General features: G+C 60.0%; 16 protein-coding genes, 1 pseudogene and 1 other annotated feature. Of the genes and pseudogenes, 12 read left to right on the top strand and 5 right to left on the bottom strand.

Features of this window, described 5'->3' with window-relative positions:
- The first annotated feature begins 2 nt into the window (after nt 1-2).
- Nucleotides 3-968, top strand: a complete 966-nt coding sequence (gene meaB / locus AC5EFR_RS00350; protein WP_348483983.1) for a methylmalonyl Co-A mutase-associated GTPase MeaB — start codon at nt 3-5, stop codon at nt 966-968.
- Nucleotides 961-1,389: a PaaI family thioesterase gene (locus AC5EFR_RS00345; protein ID WP_348483982.1), complete on the top strand. Its 429-nt coding sequence runs from the start codon at nt 961-963 to the stop codon at nt 1,387-1,389. Before meaB ends, AC5EFR_RS00345 begins: the two co-directional genes overlap by 8 nt.
- Before the next feature lie 30 nt (nt 1,390-1,419).
- On the opposite strand, the gene AC5EFR_RS00340 is transcribed toward AC5EFR_RS00345, so the two are convergent.
- Nucleotides 1,420-1,788: an IS30 family transposase gene (locus tag AC5EFR_RS00340; protein ID WP_341235569.1), complete on the bottom strand. Its 369-nt coding sequence runs from the start codon at nt 1,786-1,788 to the stop codon at nt 1,420-1,422.
- Here AC5EFR_RS00340 and AC5EFR_RS00335 point away from each other — a divergent pair.
- A pseudogene (locus tag AC5EFR_RS00335) lies at nt 1,775-2,909 on the top strand (IS3 family transposase). The gene AC5EFR_RS00340 and the pseudogene AC5EFR_RS00335 sit on opposite strands and share 14 nt — an antisense overlap.
- Nucleotides 2,062-2,178 (top strand) — a sequence feature (AL1L pseudoknot). It overlaps the preceding pseudogene by 117 nt.
- On the opposite strand, the gene AC5EFR_RS00330 reads toward AC5EFR_RS00335, so the two are convergent.
- The 4 genes from AC5EFR_RS00330 to AC5EFR_RS00315 all read right to left on the bottom strand — a co-directional run bounded on the left by AC5EFR_RS00330 (nt 2,873) and on the right by AC5EFR_RS00315 (nt 5,317).
- Entirely contained in the window at nt 2,873-3,622 is a 750-nt protein-coding gene (locus AC5EFR_RS00330) for an IS30 family transposase (RefSeq protein WP_341235568.1), read from the bottom strand. The pseudogene AC5EFR_RS00335 and the gene AC5EFR_RS00330 sit on opposite strands and share 37 nt — an antisense overlap.
- 173 nt (nt 3,623-3,795) lie before the next feature.
- Nucleotides 3,796-4,407 carry an acyltransferase gene (locus tag AC5EFR_RS00325; RefSeq protein ID WP_341235567.1) on the bottom strand — a complete coding sequence of 204 codons (612 nt, stop codon included), beginning with the start codon at nt 4,405-4,407 and terminating at the stop codon, nt 3,796-3,798.
- Nucleotides 4,408-4,457: 50 nt separating this feature from the next.
- A complete protein-coding gene (locus AC5EFR_RS00320; protein ID WP_341235566.1) occupies nt 4,458-4,859 on the bottom strand; it encodes a PaaI family thioesterase in 402 nt (133 codons plus the stop codon).
- Nucleotides 4,856-5,317: a PaaI family thioesterase gene (locus tag AC5EFR_RS00315; RefSeq protein ID WP_341235565.1), complete on the bottom strand. Its 462-nt coding sequence runs from the start codon at nt 5,315-5,317 to the stop codon at nt 4,856-4,858. The genes AC5EFR_RS00320 and AC5EFR_RS00315 overlap by 4 nt, the downstream gene beginning before the upstream one ends.
- A 363-nt stretch (nt 5,318-5,680) precedes the next feature.
- Between AC5EFR_RS00315 and AC5EFR_RS00310 the strand changes: the two genes are divergently transcribed.
- The 9 genes from AC5EFR_RS00310 to AC5EFR_RS00270 all read left to right on the top strand — a co-directional run bounded on the left by AC5EFR_RS00310 (nt 5,681) and on the right by AC5EFR_RS00270 (nt 15,709).
- Nucleotides 5,681-6,871, top strand: a complete 1,191-nt coding sequence (locus tag AC5EFR_RS00310) for a lipid-transfer protein (protein WP_341235564.1) — start codon at nt 5,681-5,683, stop codon at nt 6,869-6,871.
- Between the two features lie 24 nt (nt 6,872-6,895).
- Nucleotides 6,896-7,726 (top strand): SDR family NAD(P)-dependent oxidoreductase, encoded by an 831-nt coding sequence (locus AC5EFR_RS00305; protein ID WP_101657167.1) that lies wholly within the window; start codon nt 6,896-6,898, stop codon nt 7,724-7,726.
- A gap of 180 nt (nt 7,727-7,906) precedes the next feature.
- Nucleotides 7,907-8,536: a TetR/AcrR family transcriptional regulator gene (locus tag AC5EFR_RS00300; protein ID WP_101657168.1), complete on the top strand. Its 630-nt coding sequence runs from the start codon at nt 7,907-7,909 to the stop codon at nt 8,534-8,536.
- 3 nt (nt 8,537-8,539) lie between these two features.
- Nucleotides 8,540-10,138, top strand: coding sequence for an acyl-CoA carboxylase subunit beta (locus tag AC5EFR_RS00295; RefSeq protein ID WP_341235563.1), 1,599 nt, complete (start codon nt 8,540-8,542; stop codon nt 10,136-10,138).
- A 9-nt stretch (nt 10,139-10,147) separates the two neighbouring features.
- Nucleotides 10,148-10,942: a crotonase/enoyl-CoA hydratase family protein gene (locus AC5EFR_RS00290; protein WP_101657170.1), complete on the top strand. Its 795-nt coding sequence runs from the start codon at nt 10,148-10,150 to the stop codon at nt 10,940-10,942.
- Entirely contained in the window at nt 10,939-12,957 is a 2,019-nt protein-coding gene (locus tag AC5EFR_RS00285) for an ATP-binding protein (protein ID WP_341235562.1), read from the top strand. Before AC5EFR_RS00290 ends, AC5EFR_RS00285 begins: the two co-directional genes overlap by 4 nt.
- Nucleotides 12,954-14,120, top strand: a complete 1,167-nt coding sequence (locus tag AC5EFR_RS00280) for an acyl-CoA dehydrogenase family protein (RefSeq protein WP_101657172.1) — start codon at nt 12,954-12,956, stop codon at nt 14,118-14,120. Before AC5EFR_RS00285 ends, AC5EFR_RS00280 begins: the two co-directional genes overlap by 4 nt.
- A gap of 49 nt (nt 14,121-14,169) precedes the next feature.
- On the top strand, nt 14,170-14,736 hold the full coding sequence (locus AC5EFR_RS00275) for a biotin transporter BioY (protein ID WP_341235561.1): 567 nt from the start codon (nt 14,170-14,172) through the stop codon (nt 14,734-14,736).
- A gap of 139 nt (nt 14,737-14,875) precedes the next feature.
- Complete coding sequence (locus AC5EFR_RS00270; RefSeq protein ID WP_341235560.1) at nt 14,876-15,709, top strand: MBL fold metallo-hydrolase; 834 nt, start codon at nt 14,876-14,878, stop codon at nt 15,707-15,709.
- Nucleotides 15,710-15,734: the final 25 nt, after the last annotated feature.

Here is a 15,734-nt window from a genome sequence, read left to right as displayed (position 1 = left end):
TGATGGATCACAATGTACCGGAAACGCCAAGACTGGCAGCGCGCCTTGTCGACGGTGAGCCTGCGGCGCTGGCGCGCGCAATCAGTTTGGTCGAAAGTGACACGCGGATGGCGATCGACATTCTGCGTGCGATCCGGCCGCATCTGGGTCATGCGGTCGTGGTTGGTTTTACCGGCCCGCCGGGGGCGGGCAAGTCGACGCTGGTAAATGCCTATATCGCAGAATTGCGCAAACGCGGCAAAACCGTGGGCGTGGTCGCGGTGGATCCATCAAGCCCCATTACCGGTGGTGCCGTGCTCGGCGACAGGATCCGCATGGCGGAACACACACTGGATCAGGGCGTGTTCATCCGCTCTCTCGCCTCGCGAGGGGCGTTGGGCGGATTGTCGGCCGCGGCGGCGCAAGTGGCCGATCTGATGGACGCGGCGGGGCGAGACGTGGTGATACTGGAAACCGTCGGCACTGGCCAATCCGAAGTCGAAATGGCAACGATCGCCGATATTCGGGTGGTCATATCCGCGCCGGGGTTGGGTGACGATGTGCAGGCAATGAAGGCGGGGATTCTCGAAATCGCCGACATTCTGGTGGTCAACAAAGCCGATCAGCCATTGGCCTCGCAAACTCACCAGCAGTTGAAGACAATGCTTGGCTTGCGCGGTCCAACCGAGCGTTCGGTGCCGGTTCTGTGTACCGATGCCATCAACCGGGCCGGGGTGGGCGATCTTGCCGACGCGGTGGATGCCCTGGCTGACCGCACAGAAAGGCGCGACGACCGTTCAGCCTTGGCTGGACGAACACGTCACCTGTTGGCACAGGCGGTGTCCAAGGCGGCCGAGACCCATGTCATGCAGAGCCGGTCGGAGGCGATCGCTTTGATCGTTCAAGGCATCCAAGAGGCACGGCTCAGCCTTTCAGAGGGAGCGAGGCAGGTTCTGAATGACCTTGGAGGAGAAGTTCACGATGGCTGATGGTGTCGTTACACCACCCGCCGATCTTGGCAGGGAATTTGCCCGCCGCGACGGATTCATGCAGCACTTGGGCATCAATTTGCACGACGTCGGTTCCGGAACGTCGGAGCTGCGTATGAGGGTGCAATCCTGCCACATCAATTTCAACGGGACGTGTCATGGCGGTGCGCTTTTCGCGCTGGCAGATAGCGCCTTCGGCGTCGCATCAAACAGCCACGGAATTCTCGCCGCCGGGATAGATACGCATATGACATACCATGCCGGTGTGTCGGACGGTGAGGTGTTGGTCGCGAAGGCGCATGAAATCTCACGTTCGCGCAGGATTGCTGTGTATCAGGTTGAAGTATTGAACTCCGAAGGCACCCTGATTGCTGGTTTTACCGGGACCGTGTACATTACGGCCAAGCCCAATAATGGCTAAGACACCGTAGTGTTTTGATTGTCGCTGGATTCACATTTCAAGTGCGACACCGAGTTGTTGAGCGAAAGCCTCGATGGGCGTCTGGAAGCCGAGGCATTTTCGCGGGGTTGAGTTGAGCATCCAGACGATGTCGTCGATGTCGGTATCCTGGTGATCCGAGAGGTTGGTGGGGCGCGGCAGGTCACGGCGTAGAAGGCCGTTGCCGTTCTCGATGCCGCCGCGTTGCCAAGGGCTGTGTGGATCGCAGAAGTACGCCGTGAGACCGGTCCGTTTCGTGACCGTGGTGTGCCGGGCGAACTCGCCGCCGTTGTCGTGGGTGATCGTGCGCAGGGCTTGCTGAACCGCCCCTTGTTTGCCGGAGACCCAGAAGTAAGGATACTGGGTTATGGAAAAGAACAAGTGTGGAAACAGATATTCACCAGAGGTGCGCGAACGTGCTGTGCGGATGGTGTTTGAACATCAAGGCGAATTTGACAGTCAATCTGCTGCGATCAAATCGATTGCTCCGAAGATCGGTTGTGGGCCGGATACGCTTCGGGCGTGGGTGAGACGAGCTGAGACTGACACGGGTCGGCGAGACGGTGTAACGACCGCTGAGCGGGACCGGATTAAGGCACTTGAGCGTGAGAACCGGCAGCTTCGACAGGCCAATGAGATTCTGAAGAAAGCTTCGGCGTATTTTGCTCAGGCGGAGCTCGACCGCCCGTTTCGGAAATGATTGCCTTCATCAAAGAGCATCGGGCTATCTTTGGGGTCGAGCCGGTCTGTCGCGTACTTCAGATTGCCCCGTCAACGTTCTATGCGCATCTGGCTATCGAGCGTGATCCGGACCTTGCATCGGATCGCGCCAAGCGGGACGCCCAATTACGACCCGCAATGAAGCAGGTCTGGGAAGACAATCGATCTGTTTACGGTGCACGTAAGTTGTGGCGTGCCATGCTCCGTGAGGGCCATGATCTGGCACGCTGCACGGTCGAACGGCTCATGCGTGACATTGGGATTGAAGGTGTCAGGCGCGGCAAGAAGATCAAAACGACTTGGTCTGACAAAGCCCTGCCGTGTCCAATGGATCGCGTGAACAGGCAGTTCCGAGCAACGATGCCCAACCAACTCTGGGTATCAGACTTCACCTATGTCTCGACCTGGCAAGGCTTTGTCTATGTGGCATTTGTCATCTACACCTCCATCATAGGGGTGTTGCGACGACCGGTTGAATCCGCCCAATATGTGTCGATCAAATACACCGAACGGCTGGCGATGCTGGGCTGGAACCCAGCGTGGGCACGGTCGGTGACTCGTATGACAATGCACTGGCCGAGACGATGATCGGCCTCTTCAAAGCGGAAGTCATTCACAGGTTGGGGCCGTGGAAGTCAGCCGCTGCCGTCGAATGGGAAACCTTGAAATGGGTCGACTGGTTCAACAACCGCCGCCTGCTCGAACCCATCGGATACATCACGCCAGCCGAAGCTGAGGAGGCATTCTATGCAAACATGAACACAGTCGATAAAGTCGCGTAAGAAGAACTAAACAGTCTCCGGTAAAACCGGGGCGGTTCATGCGCAGGCAAACCACCAAGTTCCGCGATGATTGCGGCGGCGGTCTCGTCGGAGTTCTTGCTGAGAAGACGACGGGCGAGTGTCAGCCGGGTGCTGCGTTCCTGCAGCGTGAGCAGGATGTCGCGCTGGCGGCGGAAGTGCATCAGGTCACCTTCCCAGTGACCGAACTCGGTCCTTTCTCCAACCGCGTCAGGGCGTTGATGGATCGACACGCGGCTCGGGATGCCGGGCTCCCGCTTGCCGTTCCGAGCCCTTCGCCCGCGCCTGGATTTGCGCTGAGGCAGGTATTTCGGCAAGCCGTCCCGTCGGCCGGCCGGGCTGAAGATGTGGCGATAGATGGACTCGGTGCTGACGCTGTGCTCGACTCCGTCCAGTTCCATCCGCCCGGCGATCTGCTCAGGGGACCATCCCATGGCAAGGCAGTCCTTCACGTGGGTGCCGAGGCGGGTGGAACGCTCGATCCTCGATCCGCGCAGCTTCCGCGCCCAGGCCCGGCGTTCCGCACTGTCAGGTCGGTAACCGTCGACATTGCGGTTCCGGCCCAGCTCCCTGTGGATGGTTCCGCGATGGCGGCCCAGGCGGCGGGCAATCTCTGTCACCGGAAAGCCCATCTCGATCATGCCTGTCAAGCGACACCGCTCTTCAAGCGTAAAGTGGTTGTATATCGTTCCCATAGCGACCCTGCGTATACCGGGTGTCGCACTTGGTTTGGGAATCTAGGCTCCTGTCCTGTAAGCAGAGTTCTCATCTGCCATTTTACGCCGCAAACACGGCCCGCTACCTTCAACCGGTCAATAACCGCCCCGGTTGGGCGATGGTTTGCGCAGGCATGGCTCTGGGCGCGCGGTCACTCAGTACTGTTCCTTGCCTGCTGCAATGAGACAAGGTCCGAAGGCTCGACAACCGGGCGGTCGGCTTCGACCGCCTTCAACGGCTCGACGGGCGTCAACCCGGTCAGACAATCGCGCGCCAGTTGCCGGTATTCCGCCGTGCCGCGTGATTTCCACGCGACTTCTTTTTCGGTGACGTCGCGGATCACCTTTGCCGGCGAGCCGACCACCATCGAACGCGGCGGGATCACCGTTTCGCCGCGAACGAACGCCTGTGCTCCGACAATCGATTCCGCCCCAACATCCACCCCGTCCATGATGACGGCATTCATCCCGACCAGAGCATTTCGGCCGACAGTGCAGCCGTGCAGGATAGCGCCGTGGCCGATATGACCGTCGGCTTCGACCACTGCGTCTCGACCGGGGAACGAATGGACAATGCAATTATCCTGAACATTGGCACCATCGCCAATCACGATCCTGCCGAAATCTCCGCGAAGGCTCGCCCCTGGCCCGATGTAGCATCCGTGACCAAGGATGACATTGCCGATCAGCACCGCCTGTGGATGAACAAATGTGTCTTCCGGGACGATCGGAATAAAGCCTTTGAATTCATAGCAATGAGCCATTGGTACCTCTTTGTAGTTTGGTCGGGCAAAAACCCTCTGGGCAGTTCGCGCTATACGAGCAAAAAGTGGAAAAGACCCTTGGCGACCGGCCTTTCGGTGTCCTTTTGCCAGGCCACGGTTTCGATACTGGCCATGCGGCGGCCCTTCTTCAAGATTTCGGCACGAGCGTACAAGGTGCCGACTAATGCTGGGCGCAAATAGTCCACGGTCAGGTTAATCGGCTTGGGTCGCAGGATGGCCCAGTTGTGGGATACGGAAACTGATGCGACGGCTTCCATCAAGCTGGCGGTGATGCCGCCATGATACGCTTGTATAACCGGGTTACCGATGTGGCGGTCAGATTGTTCCATGCATGCGAGGATAAAGGTGTCGCCGGCTTCGACGATAGAGAAACCGAGGAACCGAAAGAACGGTATTTTTTCGCATTGTGCCTGCAACTCGTCGCGAGTCATTGCCCCGGCCCTTTCGTGTTAAGTTTGTCAAGTAGGCTGTTTGCCCCCCGCATGATCGAGAATGTTGCGGACCCGCGAGCGATTTCGGGCTGTCCGGGTGTGTCGAACCAGACCCGGCCGCTGTTGAACACCACGTGCCGCGTCTGTCGATAGCATTCGGCGAAAACGATCACGTCAGCACGCGATTGCGCAGGGCTCAGATACTCGATCCGCAAATCCAGTGTCGCCATGGTGTCAAGGTTTTCGACGGCCAGAAAATTGGCAAGTCCGAATGCGCTGTCGAGTAGAGCGGTCAAGATGCCGCCATGCAACAGCGTGCCGTCCTCATCGACGCAAAATTCGGGATTGTGAGGCATCCGAAGCTGAACGCCATCAGGTTCCGATCTTTCTATCTGAAGGTTCAATTCAGTTATCAGGCCCTGTGCCCGTTCGTTCCAGACCTCCGCGATCCGGGCCATTAATTCTGGTGAAGACGTTTTCTGATTCTTTGCTGCCACCGGAATTTGCCTTTCTTGCTTGAGAACGCCGTTTGGAGGTTAGTCCTGAGTGCCTCGATTCTCGGACTGACCAGGGATGAGCCGATGATCGAAAGACGCAGTCCCGTATCAGGCAGCGTAGCAATCACAGTTCTGTCCTCGACAGTCGCTCAAGAAAAGGCCGTCCGCCAAACTGTATCCTCGTCGAAATTGAATATTTACAATATTAAACCGAACATATGTTCGAATGCCAGACAAGATTGCCGATGCAGCTTTGCGCGGACGTTGACAGAGAGCGTGGCTGCGCCTAGAAATCAAACAAACGTTAGAAATTGGAGCTAAAGAATGAAAGCAAAAGGTAAGGCCTATGTCACCGGCGTCGGGATGGTCCCGTTCCAGAAGCCGGGAAAATCCGAGAGCTACGATGTGATGGCAACCGCGGCGACCCGATCCGCTCTGGCCGACGCGGGTCTGGATTACGAAAAAGTCCAACAGGCCTATGTGGGCTATGTCTATGGCGACAGCACCTGTGGCCAGCGCGCCTTGTACCATGTCGGAATGACCGGCATCCCGGTTGTGAATGTGAACAACAACTGCTCGACCGGGTCGTCTGCCCTGTTCCTGGCCCGCCAGGCCGTGGAAAGCGGGGCGGTGGAATGTGCTCTGGCGCTTGGGTTCGAACAAATGCAACCCGGCGCAATCGGCGCGATGTTTCACGATCGGGTCAGCCCGTTTGCGGCTTTCGACGCGGAAACCGACGATCTGGTTGGCAGTTCGGAGATCCCGCTGGCACTGCGGTACTTCGGCGGTGCGGGCAAGGCGCATATGGACGAGTTCGGCACGCCTCTTGAGACCTTCGCCAAGATCCGCGCCAAGGCCAGCCGACATGCGGCGAAGAATCCGGTTGCCCTATTCCGCCAGGAAGTGACGGCGGAAGACGTCATGGCTGCGCAGGTGGTCTGGCCCGGCGTCATGACCAAGCTTATGGCCTGTCCGCCAACCTGTGGCGCAGCCGCCGCGATCATCTGTTCCAAGGAATTCGCCGACAAGCACGGACTGGACAGTTCGGTTCGGATCGCGGCGCAGGCCATGACAACGGATGGTCCGGAAACCTTCGAAGCCCATGATATGCGCGAGGTGGTCGGCTTTTCGATGGCCAAGCGCGCCGCCGATCAGGTCTACGAGGCTGCGGGCATCGGGCCCGAAGACGTGGATGTGGTCGAACTGCACGACTGTTTCGCCCACAACGAACTCATCACCTACGAGGCGCTTGGCCTTTGCGGCCGAGGCGAGGCTGCGAAGTTTGTTGATGATGGCGACAACACCTATGGCGGAAAATACGTGACCAACCCGTCGGGCGGTTTGTTGTCCAAAGGTCATCCTCTTGGGGCGACCGGCCTTGCGCAATGTACCGAGCTTGTCCAGCAGTTGCGCGGGCAGGCTGATGCGCGCCAGGTCGATGGCGCGCGCTTGGCACTTCAGCACAATCTGGGCCTCGGTGGGGCCTGTGTCACCACACTTTATGAAAAAGCCTGATAGCGCCTTTCGGAAGGAACTAATATGACTGGAAAACTCGACGGGCGTGTTGCCCTGATCTCGGGCTCGGGCCGAGGCATTGGCCGCGAGATCGCGCTCAAGCTGGCCTCGGAAGGGGCGCGCGTGGTGGTCAACGATCTGGATGCCGACCCGGCCAATGACACCGCTGAAGCTATCCGCGCCGCTGGCGGCGAAGCGGTGGTCTGCGCCGGCAGCGTGACCGAAGACGGTTTTGCCGAACGGTTCATCAAGACGGGCGTGGACAGCTTCGGCGGACTCGACATCATCGTGAACAACGCCGGCTACACCTGGGACAGCGTCGTTCAGAAGATGACCGACGAGCAGTGGCAGGCGATCATCGACGTTCACATGACCGCGCCCTTCAAGATCCTGCGCGCCGCCCAGCCGGTAATCAGCGCCAAGGCCAAGGAAGAGGCCGCCGCCGGGCAAGAGGTGTTCCGCAAGGTGGTGAACATCTCGTCCATCGCGGGGACCGGCGGCAATGCCGGCCAGATCAACTATTCCGCCGCCAAGGCCGGAATCCTGGGGGTCACCCGGACAATGGCCAAGGAATGGGGGCGCTACAAAGTCAATGTCAATGCCGTAGCCTTCGGACCGATCCGCACCCGCTTGACCGAGGGTAGCGCGGACGGGGACAGCACGATCAAGGTCGAGGAAAAAGAGATCAAGGTCGGCGTGAACCCTGATCTCTTGTCCCAGATGGAACGCATGATTCCACTTGGCCGGGTCGGCACTCCGGAAGAGGCCGCGGGCGCGGTCTATTTGTTCTGTGCGCCAGAATCGAACTTCATCTCGGGTCAGCACATTATTTGCGGCGGCGGATTCGTGATCTAGCACCAGCCACTACGCCGAGCGTTTGGGCCTTGGCTGAAAACTTTCCGTTCGGGCGACCATTTGACGGTTGCTCGGACGGCACTTTCCATAAGTACCAATCCAACACGTTCAGGAGTATTGACTTATTGCAGCAAAGTACCTAACATATGTTAGTTAGGCAGTTTGCTGGAAAAAGGACCCATGACGGACACCACAGCAATCAAGGTCGGCGAGACTTCTCGCAGAGCGGTCGGGCGGGATGGCGTCCTGGATATTGCGGCACGACTCTTCCGCGAACAGGGCTATGGGTCCGTTTCGCTCAGAAAAATCGCCGAGGCCGCCGGGATCAAGGCGGGCAGCATATATTATCATTTCGGCTCCAAGGACGAGATCGTTGCGGCCGTTCTCGATGCTGGTATCCAAGTCGTTCACGAGAGCATGAGAGAAGCCGTCACCGCCTTGCCGTCGGATACCGATGGCGAAACGATCCTACGCACCGCGATCAGAGCGCATCTGCGCGCGCTTCTCGACGTCAGCGATTATACCTCGGCCAATGTGCGTATTTTCGGGCAAGTGCCACAGCCCGTCCGGGATGCCAATCTGCCGACGAGGCGCGCCTATGAGGCCGAATGGGACCGCCTTTTGTCCCGGCTTCAGAATGACGGCGCGCTGAAACACGACGTCGATATCCGCCAGCTGCGCCTGATGTTGATCGGTACACTGAACGCCACGCTTGATTGGTTCGACCCGAACCGCGGCAGCGCCGATGCGCTGTCACGCACCTATGCCGATGTATTCCTCAACGGGATACTCGAAAGACAGGATACCTGATATATGGCACGTCTTGAAACAGCGGTACAGACCGCGTCGAAGACCTACACCCGCAACCACGCGGCGCAAAGCGAGCGCGTCGAGACCCTGCGCGCGCGCATTGCCGAGGCCACGGCAGGCGGGCGCCCCGACATGGTCGCGCGGCATCGCAAACGCGGGAAACTCCTAGTACGGGAACGGATCGACCTGCTGGTGGATCCGGGCACCGCGTTTCTTGAGCTGTCGTCGCTGGCTGCCTACGGGCAATACGGGGGCGAGGTGCCTGGATCCGGGATCGTCACTGGGATCGGGATCGTCCACGGATTGCCCTGCATAGTGATCGCCAACGATGCGACGGTAAAGGGGGGGTCTTTTTACCACGAGACAGTGCAGAAACACATCCGCGCCCAGGAAATCGCGGCGGAAAACCGGATGCCCTGTCTCTATCTGGTGGATTGTGGCGGGGCCTATCTGCCCGAACAAGACCGGGTCTTTCCTGATGCGCGCCACTTCGGCAACTCCTTCTATCGTCAGACCAACATGTCGGCCAGCGGCTTGCCGCAGATCTCGGCCGTGTTTGGCGGCTGCACCGCGGGCGGAGCCTATATCCCGGCGCTGTCGGACGAGGTCATCATGGTGCGGGGCAACGCGCGCATCCATCTGGGCGGGCCTTCGATCGTCAAGGTGGCGATCAACGAAGAGGTCGATGGTGAAACTCTAGGTGGGGCCGAGATGCATTCGCGCGTCTCCGGCGTGTCCGACCACCTGGCCGAGGACGAGCACCACGCGCTCGCACTGATGCGCGACATTGTGGCCGAGCTTGGTCAGTCGCGCCCGATTCAGCCAGACGAGGCACCCCAGCCGCCTGCGCATGATCCGTCCGAGCTGCTTGGCGTCATCAGCGCCGACCGCAAGGAGCCCTACGACATGCGCGAGGTTCTGCTGCGAATGATCGACGCCGGCGAATTCCGCGAGTTCAAGCCCGGATGGGGTGAAACATTGGTTTGCGGCACGGCACGGATCCACGGCTATCGCGTGGGTATTCTGGCCAACAACGGGGCACTTTTGTCCGAAAGCTCGCTCAAGGGCGCGCAATTCGTATCTATGTGCGATCAGCGGAACATCCCGCTTGTTTTCCTGCACAACATTTCCGGTTTCATGGTCGGCACCGACGCCGAACGCGGTGGTATCGCCAAAGACAGTGCCAAGCTGGTCTATGCCATGTCGGTGGCCAAGGTGCCCCGTTTATCGGTTCTACTGGGGGGCTCTTACGGGGCGGGCAACTACGGCATGTGCGGACGCGGATTTTCGCCGAATTTCCTTTTTGCCTGGCCGACGGCGGAACTGGCCACCATGTCTGCCGATATCGCCACAAACGTGATGTTGGAGCTGCGCCGCCAGAAGGGCGATGCCCCGGAAGAGATGGAGGCCGATCTGGCCAAAATCGAGGCGCAGGTGCGCGCCCAATATGGCGAACAGTCCGACCCCTATTACGCGACCTCGCGGCTCTGGGATGACGGGCTGATCGAGCCTGGGCAGACCCGTGATATTCTGGGCCTGTGCCTGGCCATTGTCTCTTCGGTGCCCGAGGCAGGGCGCCACACGCCAGTATTCAGAATGTGAGGCTTCAAGTTGACCAATACCTACAAAACAATCCTTGTCGAAACCGATGCGCGCGGCGTTGCCACGGTGACGCTTAACCGCCCCGAAAAACACAACGCGCTGAACGGCGATCTTATTGCCGAGCTCTATGATGCCGCCGAAAATCTCGCCGCGGATGAAGGCGTGCGTATCGTGGTCTTGACCGGCGCGGGAAAAAGCTTCTGTGCGGGCGGCGATTTCAACTGGTTCGCCTCGAACGTCGAGAAAACCCGCGCTGAGCGGGTCGAACAAAGCGCCACGCTGGCGCATCTGTTGCGCCGCCTTGATACCCTGCCCAAACCGCTGATCGGCCGGATCAACGGGCCAGCCTATGGCGGCGGGGTCGGCATGATTTCGGTCTGCGACTATACCATCGGTGCCGAAGGCGCGCGCTTTGGCTTGACCGAAGTGAAACTTGGGCTGCTGCCCGCGAATATATCGCCCTACGTCGTGGCGCGCATCGGCAAGGTGCATTCGCGCGAAACCATGCTGTCGGGCGCCCTGTTCGACACGACGCGCGCCGAACGGATCGGTCTGCTGACCGAAGTTGCCGCTCCGGACGACCTGAACGTCGCAGTGGACCGAGTGGTGCACGATCACCTTCAGGCCGCACCAGGGGCCGTTGCCGACACCAAGGCTCTCGTCGCCTATGTCGGCTCCCACGACCTTGAAACCAATATGATCTACACCGCCGACCGACTGGCCGATGCCTGGGAAACCGAAGAAGGTATCGAAGGTATCAACAGCTTCCTCAACAAGGGCATTCCGTCATGGCGAGTCAAATGAGTTTCACCCGAGTCCTGATCGCCAACCGCGGCGAGATCGCCCGCCGCATCCAGCGCGGGTGCCGTAAACTGGGTCTGGAAAGCGTGGCGGTGTTTTCGGACGCAGACCGCGACGCGCCCTTCGTGGCCGAGGCCGATCACGCCCTCTGCATCGGCGGGGCCGCGCCCTCGGAAAGCTATTTGAACGTCGAGGCCATTCTGGACGCCGCCCACGCGACCGGGGCGGGGGCGGTGCATCCGGGTTATGGCTTTCTGTCGGAAAACGCCGATTTCGCCGCTGCCGTAAAGGCGGCGGGGCTTGTATTCATCGGGCCGGAATCTGACGCGATTGCCATGATGGGGTCGAAAATCGAGGCCAAGGCAGCCGCCGAAGCCGCAGGCGTGCCCGTCTTGCCCGGCTATCGCGGCGAAGATCAGTCTGACGCGCGATTGCTCGAAGAAGCGAAAGCGCTCGGCACGCCGTTTCTGGTCAAGGCCAGCGCAGGCGGCGGCGGGCGCGGGATGCGGCTTGTCCGCGAGTTGAGCGACGCACCCGAAGCGATTGCATCTGCCCGGGCAGAAGCGCAGGGCGCCTTCGGCGATCCGGCGGTATTCCTCGAACGCTACGCGCCCCGTGCCCGCCACGTCGAAGTGCAGGTTCTGGGCGACACCCACGGCACCGTGCTGCATCTGGGCGACCGTGATTGCTCTCTCCAGCGCAACCACCAAAAGCTGATCGAAGAGGCCCCCGCCGCCGATTTGCCCGAGGCTGTGCGCGACGACATACGCGCGGCGGCGGTGCGGTTGGCGCAGGCGATCGGTTATCGGTCCGCCGGGACGGTGGAATACCTCTATGACCCCGAGCGCGGCGAATACTACTTTCTTGAGATGAACACCCGGTTGCAGGTGGAACACCCCGTGACCGAGGCAATCACCGGCATCGACCTGGTCGAATGGCAGTTGCGCATCGCGCGCGGCGAGCCGTTGGCGCTGACGCAAAGCGATGTGCAGTTTGACGGGCACGCCATTGAAATCCGCATCGCCGCCGAGAACCCAGCCGAGAATTTCCGCCCCGAGACGGGCCAGATCACTCTTTGGGATCCGCCCGCGAGTGTGCGGCTGGACACCGGGGTAGAGTCCGGTTCGGTCGTCGGCCACCATTATGATTCAATGATTGCCAAGCTGATCGTCCACGCGCCGGACCGGATCGGGGCGATCCGTCGGGCGGTCACCGCGATAGATGCCTTTGCCGTCGGCGGTGTCGGCCTGAACCTGGCCTATCAGCGCGCGCTGCTGGAACACCCGGATTTTCAGATGTTCCGGCACCATACCTCGGGCCTGCCCGAGATGTTCCCGGGTGGCTGGACGCACCCGTCCGCCGATCCCCAGGACTTGTCCCTTGCTGCAATCGCGCTGCATCTGCATCTCGCCCCGGCAAGTGCGTCGCCTTGGGAAAGCCTGGGATCATGGCGGCTCACGGCTCCTGCCGGACGGCTCGGTGCGGCCTCCTATTGGGACACAACCAACGAAGCGCCGATCCGCGTGACCGGGTCCGGGCCGGGGCCCGGGACGGTGCTTGCCGCCGTACAGCCGGACGGCCAGACAATAACGGCCGAAAATGTCGCCCTGACAGGGAACCGTCTGAGCGGACGCATCGACGGCGTTCCGTTTTCGCGCATCGTCCATGTCGTGCGCGCGCCGGGTCACTGGCGGGTGCACCTGCAAACCCCTGCCGGAATGACCGCGACAGACCTGCGTACGCTTGAAGATCAGCATCTGCATCGTGCCGCCACCGGCGGATCTGGCGGCGCTGACATGTTGTCGGCGCCCATGCCCGGCGCCGTTGCCGAGGTACGTGTCGCGCTCGGCGACCGCGTCGAAGCCGGTGACACGCTGGTGGTGCTGGAGGCCATGAAGCTCTTGCAAAGCCTGCCCGCGCCGGTCGCGGGCGTGGTGACAGAAATCTATTGTGCACCAGGCGATACGGTCGCCGGGCACGCCCCACTTATCAAACTCGACCCGGAGGAAAACACATGACCAGACAAGACACCATCACCGCGGCCACCGGCCCGTTCAACGAAGACCTCAACATGATCCGCGACCAGCTGCGCCGGTTCATTGAAACCGAAGTAACAGCCAAGGCGGAGCCCTGGGAAGAGGAGGGCATGGTGCCCCGCAACGTGCTGCGCCGAATGGGCGATCTGGGCGTGCTGGGCATGCGCTATGACGAACAATATGGCGGTGCGGGGCTGGACGTGATGTCCAGCGTGGTACTGGCCGAAGAGGTGGGGCGGTCTACCTTCGGCGGGTTCTCGGCCACGGTACTGGTCCATACCGATATGGCCTCGCCGCATCTGGAAAATGCCGGCACGCCGGAACAGAAGGCGCGCTGGATGCCATCGATCATATCGGGCGAAAAGATCACCGCCGTGGCCGTGACTGAACCGGGCGCAGGATCGGACGTGGCTGGCATGCGTACCCGCGCGGTGCAGGACGGGTCGGACTGGGTGCTGAACGGCACCAAGATGTTCATCACCAACGGCGTGCATGGCGACCTCTACTTTGTCGGTGCCAAGACCGATCCCGATGCAAAGGGTTCCCGCGGGATCACCATGTTCGCGATCGAAAAGGGTACGCCGGGCTTTTCGGTCGGTCGGGCGCTGAACAAGACCGGCTGGCTCTGCTCGGACACGGCCGAACTGATCTTTGAGGATGTCCGCATCCCGGCCGAGGATGTGCTGGGCGAGGTTAACAAAGGCTTTTATTCGGTGATGAAAAACTTCCAGAACGAACGCATCGTCCTGGGCGCAATGGCCTGTGCCGAAGCGCAATCCGCGCTGGACATGACAGTGGAATACGTCAAGCAGCGCAAGGCCTTTGGCGGTGTTCTATGGGACAAGCAGGTGGTGCGCCAGCGGCTGGCAGACTGCCAGACGAGGATCGCGGCGGGACGGCAGCTGGTCTATCATGCCGCAGGTCTGGACGCGGCGGGCCACGATTGCGTGCAAGAGGTCTCGATGGTCAAGGCCTATTGCGGCGAACTGGTAAACAGCGTGCTCTACGACTGCGTCCAGTTTCACGGCGGCATGGGCTATATGCGCGAAACCCCGGTTGAACGCATGTCGCGCGACGCCCGTGTTCAGGCCATCGGCGGCGGTGCGAGCGAGGTCATGCTGGAAGAAGTCGCCAAGCGCATGTGAGCTTCCCTATCCAGCAAATCAACGATCTACAGAAACAAGGACGAAACAGATGAATTTGGAAGCCACTCAACGCCAACCGGTCGCAAGACTGACCCGAGAGATCTCAATAATACTCATCGGCACAATACTTCTGACACTATCCGCCAAAATCGCGGTGCCGTTCTACCCGGTACCGATGTCAACACAAACCCTGGTGGTCTTGGGTCTCGGCCTTTTCCTGGGGCCGGTGCGCAGTAGTCTAGTTGTCGCTGCGTACCTTCTGGAAGGTCTGTTTGGCCTGCCGGTTTTCGCTGGCACGCCTCCCGCACCGGCGGGTCTGGCCTATTTTGCGGGTCCCACTGGCGGATTCTTGATTGGGTTTGCGCTCGCGGCGGCGGCTGCAGGATGGATGGTTCAAAAGCTGGCAGGGCTTCCGCCTTCAATCAGAGCATCTGTAGCGGTCCTTTCCGGTTCGATACTTATGTATTGCGCAGGGCTATTCTGGTTGGGTAGCTTTGTCGGCTATGGCGAAAAATTGCTGAACGCCGGGCTTTACCCGTTCCTGCTTGGAGACCTGACGAAGGCAGCAATTGCTGTAGTGCTGTACACAGGTTTCCATAATCGGGGTCACGCTTGACTGCTGGGCTTTGTTGCCTTGTTCCAGCGCCGGTTCTGACCGGCGCTGGACGCCAGCCCGAGGCTTCCAAAGCTATGCAAAAGCAAAAGGCGGCTTTGCAAGTCCCAGACTTTTCACTGTCAGAAAGTGGTCGTATTCAATGACAAAACGCAGCATGTTTCACACAGAGCCGGAACCGTGTCGCGCGCGTGCAGAACAGGTGGCCGAGGGAATCCTGAGGATCGTTGCGAGCAATCCCGGGAAGATGACCTATCACGGGACGAACAGCTACATCATTGATACACCTGACGGTCGGTTCATTCTCGATCCGGGTCCAGCAGAAGACAGTGCACATTTCGAAGCAATTGTCGAGAATCTGGGAGGCAACCCGGCCGGAATTCTAGTGTCACACCACCATTCCGATCATTTCGGTGCCGTGCCGGGATTGCGCGAACGGACAGGTCTGCCCGTTTATGTTTCGCGTGCCTTTCCAGACGATGCATTTCAACCCGACGGGTTTTTGGAAGACGGGCAAAGGATTGCCGGTCTTACTGTCCTTCACACACCCGGTCACGCGAGCGATCACCTCTGCTTTGCGAAGCTGGATGGAGTGTTATTCACGGGCGACCACGTGATGAGTTGGAACAGTTCGATCGTCAGCCCCCCTGACGGCAACATGCGTGATTACTGCGACCAGCTTCAACGGCTTATTGATCGCGACGATAGGATCTGCCTGCCGGGTCACGGGCCCGTACTCCAGGATCCGCGCCCTTACATCGAACGGTTACTTGCCAACCGGATGCGCCGCGAGACCCAGATCCTCAAGCATCTCCTAAATACTTCCGATACAGTCCAGAATATCGCCGCTTCAGTCTACAAGAAATCTGACCCGCATATTGCAATGGCCGCCGAAAGGAATGTTGTGGCTCATTTACAGAAACTTCTTTCTGAATCGCGAGTGGCTCAGGAAGAGGGGATCTGGAGGGTAAATTAACATAAACTTCATTATGCGACTTTAT

This window comes from Pelagimonas sp. (assembly GCF_058892305.1).
Note: the sequence above shows the minus strand (reverse complement) of the source record. Positions and strands in the feature narration are given on the sequence as shown.